This window comes from Ruegeria sp. BG8 (assembly GCF_056538325.1).
Map to the genome: position 1 here is coordinate 860,751 of NZ_JBQFSZ010000001.1, position 15,018 is coordinate 875,768.

At 55.1% G+C, this 15,018-nt stretch carries 14 protein-coding genes; 13 read left to right on the forward strand and 1 reads right to left on the reverse strand.

All coding sequences use genetic code 11. The annotated features are described in order from the left end of the window. Positions 1 to 86 precede the first annotated feature (86 nt). The 5 genes from dprA (at position 87) to ACR0DG_RS04400 (ending at position 6,078) form a co-directional block, all read left to right on the forward strand. Positions 87 to 1,220, forward strand: coding sequence for a DNA-processing protein DprA (gene dprA, locus ACR0DG_RS04380; RefSeq protein WP_480694648.1), 1,134 nt, complete (start codon positions 87 to 89; stop codon positions 1,218 to 1,220). Between the two features lie 151 nt (positions 1,221 to 1,371). Then, positions 1,372 to 3,987: a type I DNA topoisomerase gene (gene topA / locus ACR0DG_RS04385; RefSeq protein WP_480694650.1), complete on the forward strand. Its 2,616-nt coding sequence runs from the start codon at positions 1,372 to 1,374 to the stop codon at positions 3,985 to 3,987. Positions 3,988 to 4,108: 121 nt separating this feature from the next. After that, positions 4,109 to 4,636, forward strand: a complete 528-nt coding sequence (locus ACR0DG_RS04390) for a superoxide dismutase family protein (RefSeq protein ID WP_480694652.1) — start codon at positions 4,109 to 4,111, stop codon at positions 4,634 to 4,636. A 111-nt stretch (positions 4,637 to 4,747) separates the two neighbouring features. Then, positions 4,748 to 5,452, forward strand: coding sequence for a CoA transferase subunit A (locus ACR0DG_RS04395; RefSeq protein ID WP_480694654.1), 705 nt, complete (start codon positions 4,748 to 4,750; stop codon positions 5,450 to 5,452). Then, positions 5,452 to 6,078, forward strand: coding sequence for a CoA transferase subunit B (locus ACR0DG_RS04400; RefSeq protein ID WP_480694656.1), 627 nt, complete (start codon positions 5,452 to 5,454; stop codon positions 6,076 to 6,078). Before ACR0DG_RS04395 ends, ACR0DG_RS04400 begins: the two co-directional genes overlap by 1 nt. 49 nt (positions 6,079 to 6,127) lie before the next feature. Here ACR0DG_RS04400 and ACR0DG_RS04405 read toward each other — a convergent pair whose 3' ends face one another. Next, positions 6,128 to 6,943, reverse strand: coding sequence for a lytic transglycosylase domain-containing protein (locus ACR0DG_RS04405; RefSeq protein ID WP_480695000.1), 816 nt, complete (start codon positions 6,941 to 6,943; stop codon positions 6,128 to 6,130). Positions 6,944 to 7,342: 399 nt separating this feature from the next. Here ACR0DG_RS04405 and ACR0DG_RS04410 point away from each other — a divergent pair, with 399 nt between their 5' ends. The 8 genes from ACR0DG_RS04410 to ACR0DG_RS04445 all read left to right on the forward strand — a co-directional run bounded on the left by ACR0DG_RS04410 (position 7,343) and on the right by ACR0DG_RS04445 (position 15,010). Next, positions 7,343 to 7,555: a Flp family type IVb pilin gene (locus tag ACR0DG_RS04410; protein WP_480694658.1), complete on the forward strand. Its 213-nt coding sequence runs from the start codon at positions 7,343 to 7,345 to the stop codon at positions 7,553 to 7,555. 80 nt (positions 7,556 to 7,635) lie between these two features. Continuing rightward, positions 7,636 to 7,863 (forward strand): hypothetical protein, encoded by a 228-nt coding sequence (locus ACR0DG_RS04415; RefSeq protein ID WP_480694660.1) that lies wholly within the window; start codon positions 7,636 to 7,638, stop codon positions 7,861 to 7,863. 153 nt (positions 7,864 to 8,016) lie between these two features. After that, positions 8,017 to 8,892, forward strand: a complete 876-nt coding sequence (gene cpaB, locus ACR0DG_RS04420) for a Flp pilus assembly protein CpaB (protein WP_480694662.1) — start codon at positions 8,017 to 8,019, stop codon at positions 8,890 to 8,892. 191 nt (positions 8,893 to 9,083) lie between these two features. After that, entirely contained in the window at positions 9,084 to 10,490 is a 1,407-nt protein-coding gene (locus tag ACR0DG_RS04425) for a type II and III secretion system protein family protein (protein WP_480694664.1), read from the forward strand. Between the two features lie 17 nt (positions 10,491 to 10,507). Beyond that, positions 10,508 to 11,131 carry an OmpA family protein gene (locus tag ACR0DG_RS04430; RefSeq protein WP_480694666.1) on the forward strand — a complete coding sequence of 208 codons (624 nt, stop codon included), beginning with the start codon at positions 10,508 to 10,510 and terminating at the stop codon, positions 11,129 to 11,131. Positions 11,132 to 11,329: 198 nt separating this feature from the next. After that, a complete protein-coding gene (locus ACR0DG_RS04435; RefSeq protein ID WP_480694668.1) occupies positions 11,330 to 12,565 on the forward strand; it encodes a CpaE/TadZ family protein in 1,236 nt (411 codons plus the stop codon). A gap of 24 nt (positions 12,566 to 12,589) precedes the next feature. Beyond that, positions 12,590 to 14,029, forward strand: coding sequence for a TadA family conjugal transfer-associated ATPase (locus tag ACR0DG_RS04440; RefSeq protein ID WP_480694670.1), 1,440 nt, complete (start codon positions 12,590 to 12,592; stop codon positions 14,027 to 14,029). Positions 14,030 to 14,041: 12 nt separating this feature from the next. Then, the gene (locus ACR0DG_RS04445; RefSeq protein WP_480694672.1) at positions 14,042 to 15,010 is read left to right on the forward strand and encodes a type II secretion system F family protein; all 969 of its coding nucleotides are present in this window, start codon (positions 14,042 to 14,044) and stop codon (positions 15,008 to 15,010) included. Positions 15,011 to 15,018: the final 8 nt, after the last annotated feature.

The window sequence follows — 15,018 nt, forward strand, 5'->3', positions numbered from 1 at the left end:
AAATAATATTTGAAAAATTTGAAGCGATTCAGAAGCTGTTAACCCTCCGCGCCGTAAACCAGTTTTGCAATCAGGCGGAGCGACGGATGACCGAAGAGCAGCTTTCTTCCTATCACCCCACACTCCCACCCACCACGGAAGAGGATCGGTTTTCCTGGCTTCGTCTGTTGCGCTCGCGCAAAGTTGGTCCGGCGACATTCCGTCGGTTGCTGCGCGAACATGGCTCAGCGCAGAATGCGCTGGCCGCGCTGCCGGAAATGGCACGCGCTGCCGGAATTGAAGGGTATGAAATCTGCCCATCCGGCGTGATTGAGGCGGAACTCAAGGCCGCAAAAGCAGCGAATGCTCAGCTTTTGTGCCTTGGGTCCGCCGATTTTCCGACAGCACTGAACGATTTGAATGACGCACCTCCGATCCTTTGGGCCATAGGGGATCTGACTTTGTTACAACGCCCTGCAGTGGCAATGGTCGGCGCTCGCAACTGTTCATCCCTCGGCGCCAGAATGGCGCGAGGATTGGCGAGTGAACTGGGGAAGCAAGGTTTTCCAGTGGTTTCAGGGCTAGCGCGCGGAATCGACACCGCGGCCCATATGGCCACCTTGGAAACGGGGACAATTGCCGTGATGGCCGGTGGCGTCGATGTCGTATACCCCGCTGAGAATACCGAACTGGCTGAGAAAATCGCGCGATCAGGTTTGCGAGTCTCTGAACAACCGATGGGCGTGACGCCGCAGGCCAGACATTTCCCGCGCCGCAATAGAATCATATCCGGGTTGGCGCAGGCGGTTGTCGTTGTCGAGGCAGCTGCAAAGTCTGGCAGCCTGATCACAGCGAGAGACGCGCTGGATCAGGGGCGCGAGGTTTTGGCCGTTCCTGGACACCCGTTTGACGCACGCGCCGCTGGCTGCAACCTTTTGATCCGCGATGGGGCCACGCTTGTTCGGTCTGCAGACGACGTGGTAGAGGCCCTGCCTCCACAAGCGTATCCGAGGCAATCCAAAAAGCCCGACAGCACGGTCGCGCCCTCCAAACCGCCAAGTGCTACCGTCGATCTACATGCAGCGATCCTGACTTGTCTGGGCCCTTCTCCAATCGCCGAAGACCAGTTGATTCGTGATGTCGCAACGACCGCTGGAGAGATCGGCCCTGCTCTGATCGATCTCGAGTTGGACGGGCGCATTCAAAGGCAACCAGGCGGTTTGCTTTCATTGACAGCATAACCACCCAAGCTAAAAATTTCTCGGTGATATCAGTTTGAAATCGCCACCAAATTCACGTGCGCGAACGAACGCATTGACAATTCGCTCTTGCCCTACACATTTTGCACCATCATAGAAGGCGCTATATTCGTCGAGCGAGGTTTCCCCCTAAATGCCTGTAGTTGTTGTAGAATCCCCTGCCAAGGCCAAAACAATCAATAAATACCTCGGCCCCGACTACACGGTTTTAGCGTCTTATGGCCACGTCCGGGACCTGCCGCCAAAGGACGGATCGGTGGATACCGAAGACGAATTCACCATGAAATGGGAGGTCGGCAACGACAGCCGCAAGCACGTCAAAGCCATTGCCGACGCCCTCAAAGAAGACAACGCATTGATTCTGGCGACTGACCCCGATCGTGAAGGGGAAGCGATCAGTTGGCACCTGCAAGAGGCGCTGACCAAACGCCGCTCGATCAAGAAAGACACACCGGTCAGCCGCGTTACTTTTAACGCCATCACCAAGGACGCCGTGACCGAGGCGATGCAGAACCCGCGTCAGGTCGATATGCCGTTGGTCGAAGCTTATCTGGCCCGTCGTGCGCTGGATTATCTGGTGGGCTTCAACCTGTCGCCCGTCTTATGGCGCAAATTACCCGGTGCAAAATCCGCTGGCCGCGTGCAATCGGTCTGTCTGCGCCTGATCGTCGAGCGCGAGATGGAGATTGAAGCCTTCAAACCGGTCGAGTACTGGTCGGTTCGCGCGCTGTTCGAAACGCCACGTGGTCAAACCTATGAAGCGCGACTGGTCACGTTGGCGGGCAAGAAACTGGACAAGCACGACCTGACCAACGCAACACAGGCCGAGCTGGCGGTTCAGGCCATCACGAGCCGCGCGCTCAGCGTAACCTCGGTCGAAGCCAAGCCCGCTGCGCGCAACCCAAGCGCCCCGTTCATGACCTCGACCCTGCAGCAGGAAGCCAGCCGCAAGTTTGGCATGGGTGCGCGTCATGCGATGCAGGTGGCGCAACGGCTATATGAGGCCGGATACATCACCTACATGCGGACCGACGGCATCGACATGGCCCCCGAGGCCGTATCGGCAGCACGTGACGCGATTACAGACCGCTATGGGGCAGAGTACGTGCCCGACAGCCCCCGCATTTATAAGAACAAAGCCAAAAACGCGCAGGAAGCCCACGAATGTATCCGCCCGACGGATATGTCACGTGACGCAAAAGCGCTGAAGGTCACGGATGAAGACCAGCGTAAGCTCTACGATCTGATCTGGAAGCGCACCATCGCCTGCCAGATGGCTGCCGCACGTTTGGAACGCACAACGGTTGAGATCGGCAGCGATGACGGGCAAGTCGGGCTGCGCGCCACTGGTCAGGTTGTGTTGTTCGACGGTTTTATGCGCGTCTACGAAGAAGGGCGCGACGACGTCACCGACGACGACGAAAAGCGCCTGCCGCAGATCATGCAGGGCGACCCTGCGCGCTTTGCTAAAAGCTCACTGCGGGATCAGTTCACCAAAGCGACCTCAGACTCGGACAAGGCCGCAATTCTGGCCGACAACGAAGCCGTTCTGGCGCTGCAACACCACACCCAGCCCCCTCCGCGCTATACCGAGGCGACTTTGGTCAAGCGGATGGAAGAATTGGGCATCGGACGGCCTTCGACCTATGCCTCGATCGTGACAACGATTCAGGACCGCGAGTATGTCCGCAAAGACAAGAACCGACTGATCCCCGAGGAAAAGGGCCGGATTGTCACGATCTTCCTGCTGAACTTCTTCCGACAATATGTGGGCTACGAATTCACTGCCAACCTCGAAGAACAACTGGACGATGTCAGCGCGGGTGACCGCGACTACAAGGACCTGTTGGGCAAGTTCTGGCGTGATTTCTCGGCCGCCATCGGCGAGACGTCCGAGCTGCGTATCTCCGAAGTCCTGGATAAGCTGGACGAAGCGCTGGCCCCACAATTGTACCCGCCGCGCGAAGATGGGTCTGACCCGCGTGTTTGCCCGAAATGCGGTGTCGGCCAGCTCCACCTGAAAACATCGAGGACCGGTGGGTTTGTTGGCTGCGGCAACTATCCGGAATGCACCTATACCCGCCCTATTGCCGGTGAAGGCGCAGAAGGCGACGAACGTCTGCTGGGTGAAGATGCAGGCGACGAGATCTGGCTGAAATCCGGGCGCTTTGGGCCTTATGTCCAACGCGGAGAACCGACGCCCGAAAACAAAAAGCCCCCGCGGGCATCCCTGCCCCGAGGCTGGAGCAAGGATGACATGGATCTGGACAAGGCGTTGACGCTGTTGTCCCTGCCTCGCCAAATCGGCGAACATCCCGAAGGCGGCATGATCACCTCGAATTTCGGGCGTTTCGGACCTTACCTGATGCACCAGTTGGCGGATGAGGCGAAACCTGTTTATGCCAACCTCAAAGACCCGAACGACGTGTTCGAGATCGGCATGAACCGCGCGGTCGAGCTTTTGGCTGAGAAACGCGCCAATCCTGGACGCGGTCGGCGCGCTGCCGCAAAACCGTTGAAAGAACTGGGGGAACATCCTGACGGTGGACCGATGCAGGTCCTGGACGGGCGGTACGGGCCTTATGTGAAATGGGAGAAGGTCAACGCGACCATTCCCAAGGACATCAAGCCCGAGGACGTAACACAGGAAATGGCCATAGAACTGGTCAATGAACGCGCCGCCAAGAAAGGCACCAAGAAAAAAGCGGCCCCCAAAAAGAAAAAAGCAGCGACCAAGAAAGCTGACTGAAACAGGCCCGGGTATGGCGTTCTGACGCACCGGGCACCTGTACCTGAATAAATCAGTCAGATTGTGTGTTTCCCCTGCAGACGCGACATGAAAATGCGTTGGCAAGAAAGGGAAAAGACTCATGATCAGAATAGCCACATTGGGCGTCGCTATTGCTTTGGGCTGCGCGGTGCAAGTAGACGCCTCGCACGACGACAAGACTGCAACTGCCGAGATCATCAATGCGGACGGCAAGGTGATTGGAGAAGCCCATGCCAAGCAAGGCCCGAATGGGGTTCTGTTGCACGTAAAAGTCTCGGACCTGCCGCCGGGCAAACACGGGCTGCACCTGCATAGCCACGGCGTGTGCGAGCCGGGTGAAGGATTCAAAACAGCGAAAGGCCACGTTGGTAAGGTCGAAGGGGCGCATGGCCTCATGAACCCCCAAGGGCCAGAGCCGGGCGATCTGCCCAACATGTATGTCGGTGCCGACGGCGTTGGTGAGATGGAGGCCTTCACCACCCTGGTCACGTTGGATGGCGGTGATCACGCACTGTTGGACGCGGACGGGTCGACTTTCATCATTCACGAAAAAGGTGACGACCATATCAGCCAGCCTATTGGTGGTGCCGGTGGGCGCATTGCTTGCGGAATCCTGAAAGCCAACTAACCAAGTAATCAGCGGGATACCGTAGAAATACCTGAACCCGCTGATTTCATTGACTCCCCCGAGGCACAACGGCACAACCTGCCCATCACCACGTCATTGGGGGAGTTTTCCATGAAGAAAGTCTATGCCAATGCCACCGAGGCGCTCGATGGGGTGCTATCGGATGGCATGCTGATTGCAGCCGGCGGGTTCGGCCTGTGCGGTATTCCAGAGATGCTGCTGGAGGCGATCAAGGCCTCGGGCGCTAAGGACCTGACGTTCGCGTCCAACAACGCCGGTGTGGATGACTTCGGCATCGGTATCCTGCTGCAAACCAAGCAGGTCAAAAAGATGATCAGTTCATATGTTGGTGAGAACGCAGAGTTCATGCGCCAATACCTCAGTGGCGAGCTTGAGCTGGAATTCAATCCCCAAGGCACCCTTGCCGAACGTATGCGCGCCGGTGGGGCCGGCATTCCGGGCTTCTACACCAAAACAGGTGTGGGCACCGTGATCGCCGAGGGTAAAGAGCACAAGGACTTCAACGGTGAGACTTACATCATGGAGGAAGGCATCTTTGCCGACCTTGCAATCGTGAAGGCCTGGAAAGCGGACGACACCGGCAACCTTGTTTTCCGTAAGACCGCGCGTAACTTCAACGTCCCCGCCGCGACCTGCGGTAAGATTTGCGTGGCCGAAGTGGAAGAAATTGTTCCGCGCGGCTCGCTGGATCCTGACGGGATTCACCTGCCCGGTATTTATGTGCACCGCCTGATCCAAGGCAGCCACGAAAAGCGCATCGAACAGCGCACGACTCGCAAGAAGGAGGACGCATAATGCCTTGGGACCGCAATCAGATGGCCGCACGCGCGGCCGAGGAATTGGAAGACGGCATGTATGTGAACCTTGGCATCGGGATTCCGACGCTGGTCGCCAACTACGTGGGTGACAAGGACATCACGCTGCAATCCGAGAATGGTATGCTGGGCATGGGCCCCTTTCCTTTCGAGGGCGAAGAAGACGCCGACCTCATTAACGCCGGCAAGCAAACGATCACTGAATTGCCGCGCACGTCCTATTTTGACAGCGCCACATCGTTTGCCATGATCCGCGGCGGCAAGATCGCAGCAGCGGTTCTGGGTGCGATGGAAGTGGATGAGAAAGGCGATCTGGCGAACTGGATGATCCCGGGCAAGCTCGTCAAAGGTATGGGCGGCGCAATGGACCTCGTCGCCGGTGTGGGCCGGGTGATCGTGGTGATGGACCACACCAACAAGCACGGCGACTCTAAGGTGCTTAAGGAATGTACCCTGCCTCTGACCGGTCAAGGCGTAGTGGATCGTATCATTACGAACCTGGGTGTACTGGATGTGGTCGAGGGCGGCTTAAAGATCGTCGAACTTGCTGATGGTGTCAGCGAAGAAGAGATGCGCGCAGCGACCCAGGCGACACTTGTCGACTGATCCGGCGCTACCGTTACCAAAAAGGCCCGCCAAACCTGGCGGGCCTTTCTTAGTTACCGGTCTGAAACACGCAACCGTCCGAAATGAGTTGCGGTGGCGTTAGGCATAAAGCCCGCGCCACCTGAAACGCGGCAAGAACTTTGGGAACGTAATTACGCGTCTCGGTATAAGGCGGCACGCCCCCGTGCTTTCGCACAGCCCCTTCGCCTGCATTGTACCCAGCCAGCACCAGAATCGGATCGTTGCCGAATTCTCCCATCAGCCAGTTCAGATATTTCACACCGCCAGAGATATTCTGACCGGGATTAAAGCTGTCATTCACCCCAAACCGTTTCGCAGTAGCAGGCATCAACTGCATTAACCCCTGCGCTCCCGCCGAGCTGACTGCATCGGAACGACCTGCGGATTCAACTGAAATGACCGCCAGAACCAATGCAGGCGACACGTTTGTCCCGACGGTTGAGCGCAGAATGTCGATACCTTGCTTCTGAGCAATCGACTGCAACGTCTGCAATCGCGGCGAGGCAACGTTAATCGCAGCCAGCGCGTTCATGGCGTCCTCAAGCCGGCCCGCCCCTGCTTCTTCAGCGCCTGGTGAAATTCTTTCCCAGAAAGCCGTATACGAGCCGATTGGTTTTTTCGGCCCACCGGGAAGGCTTGGAGGTACCACACGGGTTCGGGCAATAATCTTCGATGTTTCGATCTCAAGCCCGGTACTGGGCGCAAAGGGTGCAGTTGCGTGTTCCTCAGGTGTGATCTGAACTGTCACCTTCGGGCGCGTGCCCGGTGTCGGCGCTTTGACCCGCTTGTAAACGCCGCGCGGTTCAATCGTTTGCGCCACAACAAATACAGGCGATGAAACCATCACAACCGATAGGACAAAGGGGATCATTACGTCCCGCAGATTCATTTCGCCCGCCTCATGCTTTTTGCTTTTGGGTGATTTGAACCAATAAACTGCCCACAACACCATAAAAACAACGTGAATTGGGGCGATTTCGCCTCATTTGGCACAATTTTGCATCGGGCAACGTAGGGGGCGCGTTAAATTTTCCTTTTTTATTTATTATATTTCAAAGTGTTACAGAAAAAATTTCAAAAAAAATAAACTTCAGCGCAAAAAAATTGGGTTTGGCCCAATTCCTGCCACGCCTACCCGTCAAACATAATGCCATACCGAGACGGTCGGGAGCGGACTGAGAGAGAAAGCTCTGGGAGACCCCGAGGTTCAATTGACTTTTAGATCCTTTAGGAGGGACGTAACATGATCAAGTTCATCAAGAACTTCCGCAAAGACGAAGACGGCGCCGTAACAGTTGACTGGGTTGTTCTGACCGCAGCCATCGTTGGCCTGGCAGCAGTTGCCTACACTCAGATCGGTCAGGGCACTGGCCGCGTTGCAGGAGAAGTAGCTGGCGCGCTGACTGGTGTTGAATCCGGCGTTCAAGATCCTAACGTGAACTTCACTCAGCCGTAAGCACACGTGAATTACGCATGGTGGGGTCAGGCTGTTTCCAGCTTGGCCCCATTTTTTAACCACGAGTTTTCGAGGTTCACATGTTAGAAAAAAAATTGCGTTTTATTAGTAGCGAAGATGGTGCTGTTACTGTGGATTGGGTCGTTTTAACAGCGGCCATAGTCGGCATGGCTATTTTTATCGGCTTGTTCATAGCTGACCCAGTGCGCAATTTAGATGCTCGGAACGGTCAAGCTTTGACCGCCGTTGGCAACCAAGTAAGTGGTGTAGAAATACAGGTGAATTTCGAACTACCTACGATTCAGTAAGTACGTTCTTGTAAACCTAGCCCCACTTAGCACTAACGAAAAAAAAATCAAATATTGTCCCCCTTTTCGACACAATTCGCCGGTAATCCAGAAAGCATTAGTCGTTCTAAACAGTTCGACGTGACCAGAACAGAATAATACGAGGGTACGCGAATGCGCGCAGTATTTGGACTTGTCCTGATTGTCGGGGTGGCATTGGCCGGCGGCGCCGTTTATCTGGCGCAAGATTACATCTCCCAGACACAGGCCCAACTTGAGCGAGAGAAGAAAGCTGCTCAGGACGCTCTTGCGAACGTCAGCACAGTCACGACGACAGATGTGCTGGTTTCAAACCGAGCGCTGAAATATGGTGAGCGCCTGTCGGAAGAAGACATAAGAATTGTGAAATGGCCTGAAGATGCCATTCCAGAAGGCAGCTTCCTTGAAATGGCCGCCTTGTTCCCCGAAGACGCCAAAGGTGATCGTTTTGTCCTGCGGGCAATGGAAAAAGACGAAGCGCTTATGGAAGTGAAGGTAACGAAGCCCGGCGAATCGGCCGGCCTCACCTCGCGCCTGCAAAAAGGCATGAGGGCCTTCGCGATCAGTGTGGATGTCGCATCGGGCGTTTCTGGTTTCTTGCGGCCAGGTGACAATGTCGACGTATATTGGACCGGCTCCTTGAGCGGAACGATCGAAGGGAATCGCGGCGAAATCACTCGTCTGATTCAAACCAGCATCGAACTGATCGCTGTTGACCAGACAGCGGGCTCAGATCTGACCGGGGCGACAATCGCGCGCACTGTAACTGTTGCCGCGACACCGGAACAAATTGCTGCGCTTGCCCAAGCTCAGAACACGGGGCGCCTGTCGCTTGCCTTGGTTGGTGTACAGGATGAAACCGTCGCCAGCGCCATTGAAGTAGACCAACGAAAACTGTTGGGAATCAAAGAAACAGCCCCAGAACCGGTCCAGGCTAAGGAAGAGGTTTGCACCGTAAACACACGTCGCGGCGCAGAGATCGTAAAAACGGTAATTCCCTGCACAAACTAACGTTTTTTCAGAGCCTTACAGGTACAAGCCGCGCAGTTCGCGCGGCTTGTCTCGTTTTGCATGTTGCGAATTGTCCACATAAGGAAAATTCCAGAAACCATTGATTATTGCAATAAATTAGCAATTCGCGCAGTGTTAATGGGCATAAGGCGATAGCCCTAAAACGAGGCGTGATCGGAGAGGCAGGTCACATGAAAATACATTCTTGGATCAGCGCAACCCTTCTGGGGTTGGCGCTTGTAATGAGTTCGGTCGGCGATGCCGCCTGGGCGCAAAATCTTCGCGTAGTGAAGAAGGGCACAGCGGAAACGCTGGATGTCCCGATGAACCGCGCAATTGTTGTTGAGAGTGAGGAGCCGTTTGCTGAACTCAGTATTGCCAACGCTGGCATTGCTGACATTTCGTCGCTTTCGGACCGTACCATTTATGTATTGGGCAAAGCGCCCGGTCTGACCACTCTGACATTGTTTGACGGTGCTGGTAACTTGCTGGCCAACGTTCGTGTTCGGGTATCTCCGGATGTTTCCGAATTCAAAGAGCGGCTACTGCAAATCTTGCCGGGGGAACCGATCGAAGTACGCACCGCAAACGACGGAATCGTACTTTCGGGTACCATTTCTAGCGCGGCAAAACTTGCGCGAGCTCTGGAACTTGCGGAACGCTATGCACCCGACCGGGTTTCTAACCTGATGTCGGTTGGCGGTGTCCAGCAAGTTATGCTGAAGGTGCGATTCGCTGAAATGAGCCGGTCGGTTGCGAAAAGCCTGACTGCATCGCTGGGCTTCGGCGGAAGCGATGTCACAGGTGGTTTCAACACACTGAACACCGCAGGTGCACTGGCTAACGCGTTGAACAATAACATTCCGGTTCAGCAAACCAACACTGGTGCAATCCTATTTGGTTTCGGCGCGGGTTCGACGCAAGTTCGTCTGTTGCTGGAAGCACTTGAAGCCAAAGGGCTTGCACGCAGCCTTGCAGAACCTAACCTGTCGGCCCTGTCCGGTCAGGAAGCAGAGTTCCTTGCAGGTGGCGAAGTTCCGATCCCCGTTCCATCGGATGATGGTAACATCGCGATTGAATACCGCGCATTCGGTGTACAGGTCATCTTTACACCGCGCGTTGTCGACGGCGATCTGATCAACCTTGAAATGGGCACGTCCGTGTCGAGCATCGACAATAGCTCGGACTTTACCATTGCTGGTAACAACGTGCCGTCCTTTATCTCGCGCCGGACCAAGACTACGGTTGAATTGCGGGATGGTGAAAGCTTTGCGATTGCCGGCCTCATTCAGGACGACTTTACCGACCTGAACAACCAGGTTCCATGGTTGGGTGACGTACCTGTGCTGGGTGCCCTGTTCCGTAGTGCAGAATATCAGCGCGCTCAAACGGAACTGGTTGTAATCGTTACAGCTCACCTGGTGTCACCGACACGCGGCGAAGCGCTTGCTCTGCCGACAGATCGGGTCAAACCGCCCAGCGAATTTGATCTGTTCATCAACGGCAAGACAGCTCGTACCGAACGCGCTGGTTCTGGTGGCGCATCAGAAGTCGCCAAGCAGGGCTTTGGCAGCTCGTACGGCTACGTGCTGGAATGATTAGGAGGATAGGACCAATGCAAAAGTGGATAATAGCACTGGGTCTTTCGGTCGCTGTCGCCGCATGTACGCGTGAGGCCGGATACGAAGTCGACCAAGGTGCCTTTGGCAATGCGACGCTGAACAACCAGCAGGTTCTGACCGGTGAACTGACATACGCCCAGATCCTGGGACAACGGTTCGCCGCCGAGGTACCGACGCAGATCAACTTTGACTTTAACAGTTCACAGTTGGATGCAGCTGCTCAGCGGATTCTTCTGCGGCAGGCCGATTGGATCAAACAGTTCCCTGAGGCACGGTTCCGGGTCTACGGCCACACTGACCGTGTCGGATCGCAGGCTTATAACCAAAGCCTGGGCCAGCGTCGCGCCAACGCGGCAGTTGCGTTCCTGACAAGACAGGGTATCTCGCGGTCGCGCCTGGAAGCCGTTGTTTCCTTTGGTAAAACGCAACCTCTGATCGACACACCGAACAGAGATCGACGCAACCGTCGTACTGTGACCGAAGTATCAGGCTTCTTGGATCGTGAACCGCAGCTGCTTGACGGCAAGTACGCGGAGGTCATTTACCGCGAATACGTCGAGAGCGCGACGACCGAGAGTGTTATCCAAGATATCGACGCGACAGACATCGCTGAATAATAATTCGAATTGGGCGACATCGTCGCCCAATTCCCAACAATTGGTTCTTTTGCGCCCCATTCTCGCCTAAGTTCCAAGCCACATTTTCTACAATTGGGTGTTAAGCGGCCGATAGCGCCGTGACAGGGCTTCAGCTCTCCAAGGCGAACCTTTTTAGGTTCGCTTCGGCTTGCTGCCCTCTGGACGAGGATTGTGTTAATGACAAGCGCCACGACAAACGAAGACAACAACGCCATTCTGGCTTGCACGATTAGCCGTGATGTTCAGAATTTCGATTTGTTAATTGAAGACATGGAAGCCGCCTTGGGCGAACGCTGGGGTGACTTGGGCTTTGCCGAGGCTCTGGCATTTTTCGGCCAACCCGAAGCGGACAATCTTGAATTCGTTGCTCTTGCCATTGATGGCGAGGACGAGGACAACCTGACAATGATGGGTGAGATCATCACCCGCGCAAAAGAAAAGAAAATCAAAGTTGTACTGATCGCCGAAGACGTAACGCCGGCATCCTTGCATCAGCTTTTGCGTTCAGGCGCCGATGAATTTGTCCCCTACCCTCTGCCCGAGGGAGAGTTGCGCGAAGCAATCGACCGTATGAACAAACCTGACCCCGTGGTCCTGGCCCAAGAGGCCGCAGTGTCGCTGGCGCAGGGCGCATCTAAAGAGGGCGCGCTTTTCGTCGTTCAAGGTTTGGCCGGGGGTGTCGGATCAACAACGCTCGCGGTTAATCTCGCGTGGGAACTTGCAACTGTTTCTGAAAAGGAAGCGCCGACAGTCTGTCTGATTGATCTGGATCTACAGTATGGCACCGTTTCGACTTACCTCGATCTTCCGCGCAGAGAGACCGTCTTCGAGATGCTGTCCGACACGTCCGCCATGGACGACGACGTCTTTTCTCAAGCACTTCAGACCTACGAAGATAAAATGCAAGTGCTGACGGCCCCGTCAGACATGGTTCCGCTGGATCTGATCACCTCTGAAGACATTCAGCGTGTGATCGAAACAGCCCGCAAACATTTTGATTACGTCATCGTGGACATGCCAACGACCCTGGTTCAGTGGTCCGAGACGGTTCTGCAGGCCGCCCATGTCTATTTCGCACTGATCGAGCTGGATATGCGCTCAGCACAAAATGCGTTGCGCCTGAAACGAGCCCTTCAAGCCGAAGAGTTGCCGTTCAACAAGCTGCGTTTTGCAATGAACCGGGCACCTAAATTCACAGATTTGAACGGTAAAAGCCGGGTCAAACGCATGAGCGAAAGCCTTGGCATTTCCATCGATCTGCAACTGCCGGACGGTGGTAAGCCCGTTATGCAAAGCGGTGACCATGGATTACCGCTGGCAAATTCCGCCGCAAAGAACCCTCTACGTCGCGAAATCGCAAAACTGGCCAAGTCGCTTCACAGCCTTGGCAGCAGCAACGCCGAAGCCGCGTAAAACAGGTCCAAAGGGGTAACCGTCGTGTTCTCAAGATACAAAAAACAGCCCGAAGCGCAGCCTGTTCAGGCCGAGGTAAAGACCGAAGCACCTGTACCTGCTGCAGAAAAAGCGCCAACCGCAAACGCGGTCATCCGGAAGCCGTTAAAAAAGAAAGAAGCCGCGCCAACAGCTTCTGACCGGGACCGCAAGCGAAAAGAACGTCTTGGCGAGATCAAGATCGAGCTTCATCGCGAATTGCTGGAAAACCTGAACCTTGCCGCATTGGAAAACGCAGGCGAGGCTGAATTGCGCACTGAAATCAGCGCAATTGCCAGCGAAGTGTTGGAAACAAAGAACATTGTTCTGAACCGCGAAGACAGATCGCAACTGAACAAAGAGCTTTACGACGAGGTGACTGGCCTGGGTCCGCTTGAGACATTGCTTCAGGACGACACGGTCAACGATATCCTCGTAAACGGTCCGCAACAGATTTTCGTGGAACGTGCAGGTAAGCTAGAGATCAGCGACATCACGTTCAAGGACGAGAAACACCTGATGCGGATCATCGACAAGATCGTGTCCGCGGTTGGTCGTCGCGTCGACGAATCCAACCCATATGTTGACGCCCGTCTGGCGGATGGTTCACGCTTCAACGCGATGGTGCCGCCGATTGCCGTTGATGGCTCGCTGGTTTCCATTCGTAAGTTCAAAAAGGACAAGCTGGGTATTGATGACCTGGTGAATTTCGGTGCGTTCACCGAAGAAATGGCCGCCTATCTGCAGGCCGCTGTATCCACCCGTCTGAACGTGATCGTGTCGGGCGGTACGGGTTCCGGTAAAACGACAACCTTGAACGCCTTGTCCAGCTTTATCGACGACGCCGAACGTATTCTGACCATCGAGGATACGGCGGAACTTCAGTTGCAACAGACCCATGTGGGCCGGATGGAAAGCCGCCCGCCAAACGTCGAAGGCAAAGGCGAAGTCAGCCCGCGGGACTGTCTGAAGAACGCCCTGCGTATGCGTCCCGACCGCATCATCGTGGGTGAGACGCGTGGCGCCGAGGTGATCGACATGTTGCAGGCCATGAACACCGGCCACGACGGATCGATGACAACGATCCACGCCAACTCGGCCCGTGACGGGATTTCGCGTCTGGAAAACATGATCGCGATGGCGGGGATCGAGATGCCGATCAAAGCGGTCCGCAGCCAGATCTCAAGCGCTGTGAACCTGATCGTACAAGCCAGCCGTCTGCAGGATGGCTCGCGTCGAATGACCTCGATCACCGAGATCACAGGCATGGAAGGCGACGTGATATCGATGCAAGAAATATTTAGATTTCAACGCGTTGGCCTGACACCCGACAACAAGATCATTGGTCACTTCACCGCAACCGGCGTGCGCAGTCACTATTCCGAGCGCTTCCGTCTGTGGGGCTTTGACCTGCCCGCATCCATCTATGAACCAACGACGATGTAAGGTGACTTTGATATGCAACTGCCCATTGAAGCTCTAATTTATGTTGTGATCTTCGTCGCCGTTTTGGCGCTTGTCGAAGGCATATATCTGGTGGCTTTTGGTAAATCCATCAGCCTCAACAGCCGTGTTAACCGCCGCCTTGATATGTTGGAAAAGGGCGTCGGACGTGAACAAGTGCTTGAGCAGCTGCGGAAAGAGATGCAGCAGCACATGCAATCTCAATCCATCCCGCTGTATTCGTTGTTGGCAGACAAGGCGCAGAAAGCGGCCATCGCGTTCTCTCCTCGTCAGTTGATCATGATTATGGTACTCGTTTCCAGCTTTGCGTTTGTTGGACTGAGCATTGGAACAGCAACTGAAACATTCTTGAGGATCGCACTATCGATCGTAATCGGTGTCGGCGGCGTGTATGCATGGGTCAATCATAAAGCCACAAAGCGTATGGGCTTAATGGAAGAACAACTACCTGACGCTGTCGAGCTAATGGTGCGCTCTTTGCGTGTCGGCAACCCGTTCGTATCCACGATTCAGATTGTTGCTAACGAAGTTCAGGATCCTTTGGGTACTGAGTTCGGTGTTATTGCGGACGAGTGTGCCTATGGGCGTGACGTAGGCGACGCCCTGAAAGACATGGCACAGCGACTGGGTATGCAGGACTTGCGCTTTTTGTCGGTTGCCGTCGGTATTCAACAGCAGTCGGGTGGTAACCTAGCTGAGATTCTTGCTGGGTTGGCGCAGGTTATACGTGCGCGCTTCCGCCTGTTCCGCAGGGTCAAGGCAATCACCGCCGAGGCGAAATGGTCCGGTAAATTCCTGTCTGGCTTCCCAATCTTCTGCCTCGTTTTCATTCTGGTTAAAGACCCTGGCTACTATGACGAAGTTATTGACCATGCATGGTTTATTCCGGCCTGTTTCTTCGTCGGCATCATGCTGACGTTGAACCTGATCGTCATGCGCATTCTAACGAATATCAAGGTTTGAGGGCTCAA

Excerpts from the sequence above, each read along its gene's own strand:
- dprA (WP_480694648.1), top strand. The coding sequence starts at position 87 with ATGACCGAAGAGCAGCTTTCTTCCTATCACCCCACACTCCCACCCACC.
- topA (WP_480694650.1), top strand. The coding sequence starts at position 1,372 with ATGCCTGTAGTTGTTGTAGAATCCCCTGCCAAGGCCAAAACAATCAAT.
- ACR0DG_RS04390 (WP_480694652.1), top strand. The coding sequence starts at position 4,109 with ATGATCAGAATAGCCACATTGGGCGTCGCTATTGCTTTGGGCTGCGCG.
- ACR0DG_RS04395 (WP_480694654.1), top strand. The coding sequence starts at position 4,748 with ATGAAGAAAGTCTATGCCAATGCCACCGAGGCGCTCGATGGGGTGCTA.
- ACR0DG_RS04400 (WP_480694656.1), top strand. The coding sequence starts at position 5,452 with ATGCCTTGGGACCGCAATCAGATGGCCGCACGCGCGGCCGAGGAATTG.
- ACR0DG_RS04405 (WP_480695000.1), bottom strand. The coding sequence starts at position 6,943 with ATGGTTTCATCGCCTGTATTTGTTGTGGCGCAAACGATTGAACCGCGC.
- ACR0DG_RS04410 (WP_480694658.1), top strand. The coding sequence starts at position 7,343 with ATGATCAAGTTCATCAAGAACTTCCGCAAAGACGAAGACGGCGCCGTA.
- ACR0DG_RS04415 (WP_480694660.1), top strand. The coding sequence starts at position 7,636 with ATGTTAGAAAAAAAATTGCGTTTTATTAGTAGCGAAGATGGTGCTGTT.
- cpaB (WP_480694662.1), top strand. The coding sequence starts at position 8,017 with ATGCGCGCAGTATTTGGACTTGTCCTGATTGTCGGGGTGGCATTGGCC.
- ACR0DG_RS04425 (WP_480694664.1), top strand. The coding sequence starts at position 9,084 with ATGAAAATACATTCTTGGATCAGCGCAACCCTTCTGGGGTTGGCGCTT.
- ACR0DG_RS04430 (WP_480694666.1), top strand. The coding sequence starts at position 10,508 with ATGCAAAAGTGGATAATAGCACTGGGTCTTTCGGTCGCTGTCGCCGCA.
- ACR0DG_RS04435 (WP_480694668.1), top strand. The coding sequence starts at position 11,330 with ATGACAAGCGCCACGACAAACGAAGACAACAACGCCATTCTGGCTTGC.
- ACR0DG_RS04445 (WP_480694672.1), top strand. The coding sequence starts at position 14,042 with ATGCAACTGCCCATTGAAGCTCTAATTTATGTTGTGATCTTCGTCGCC.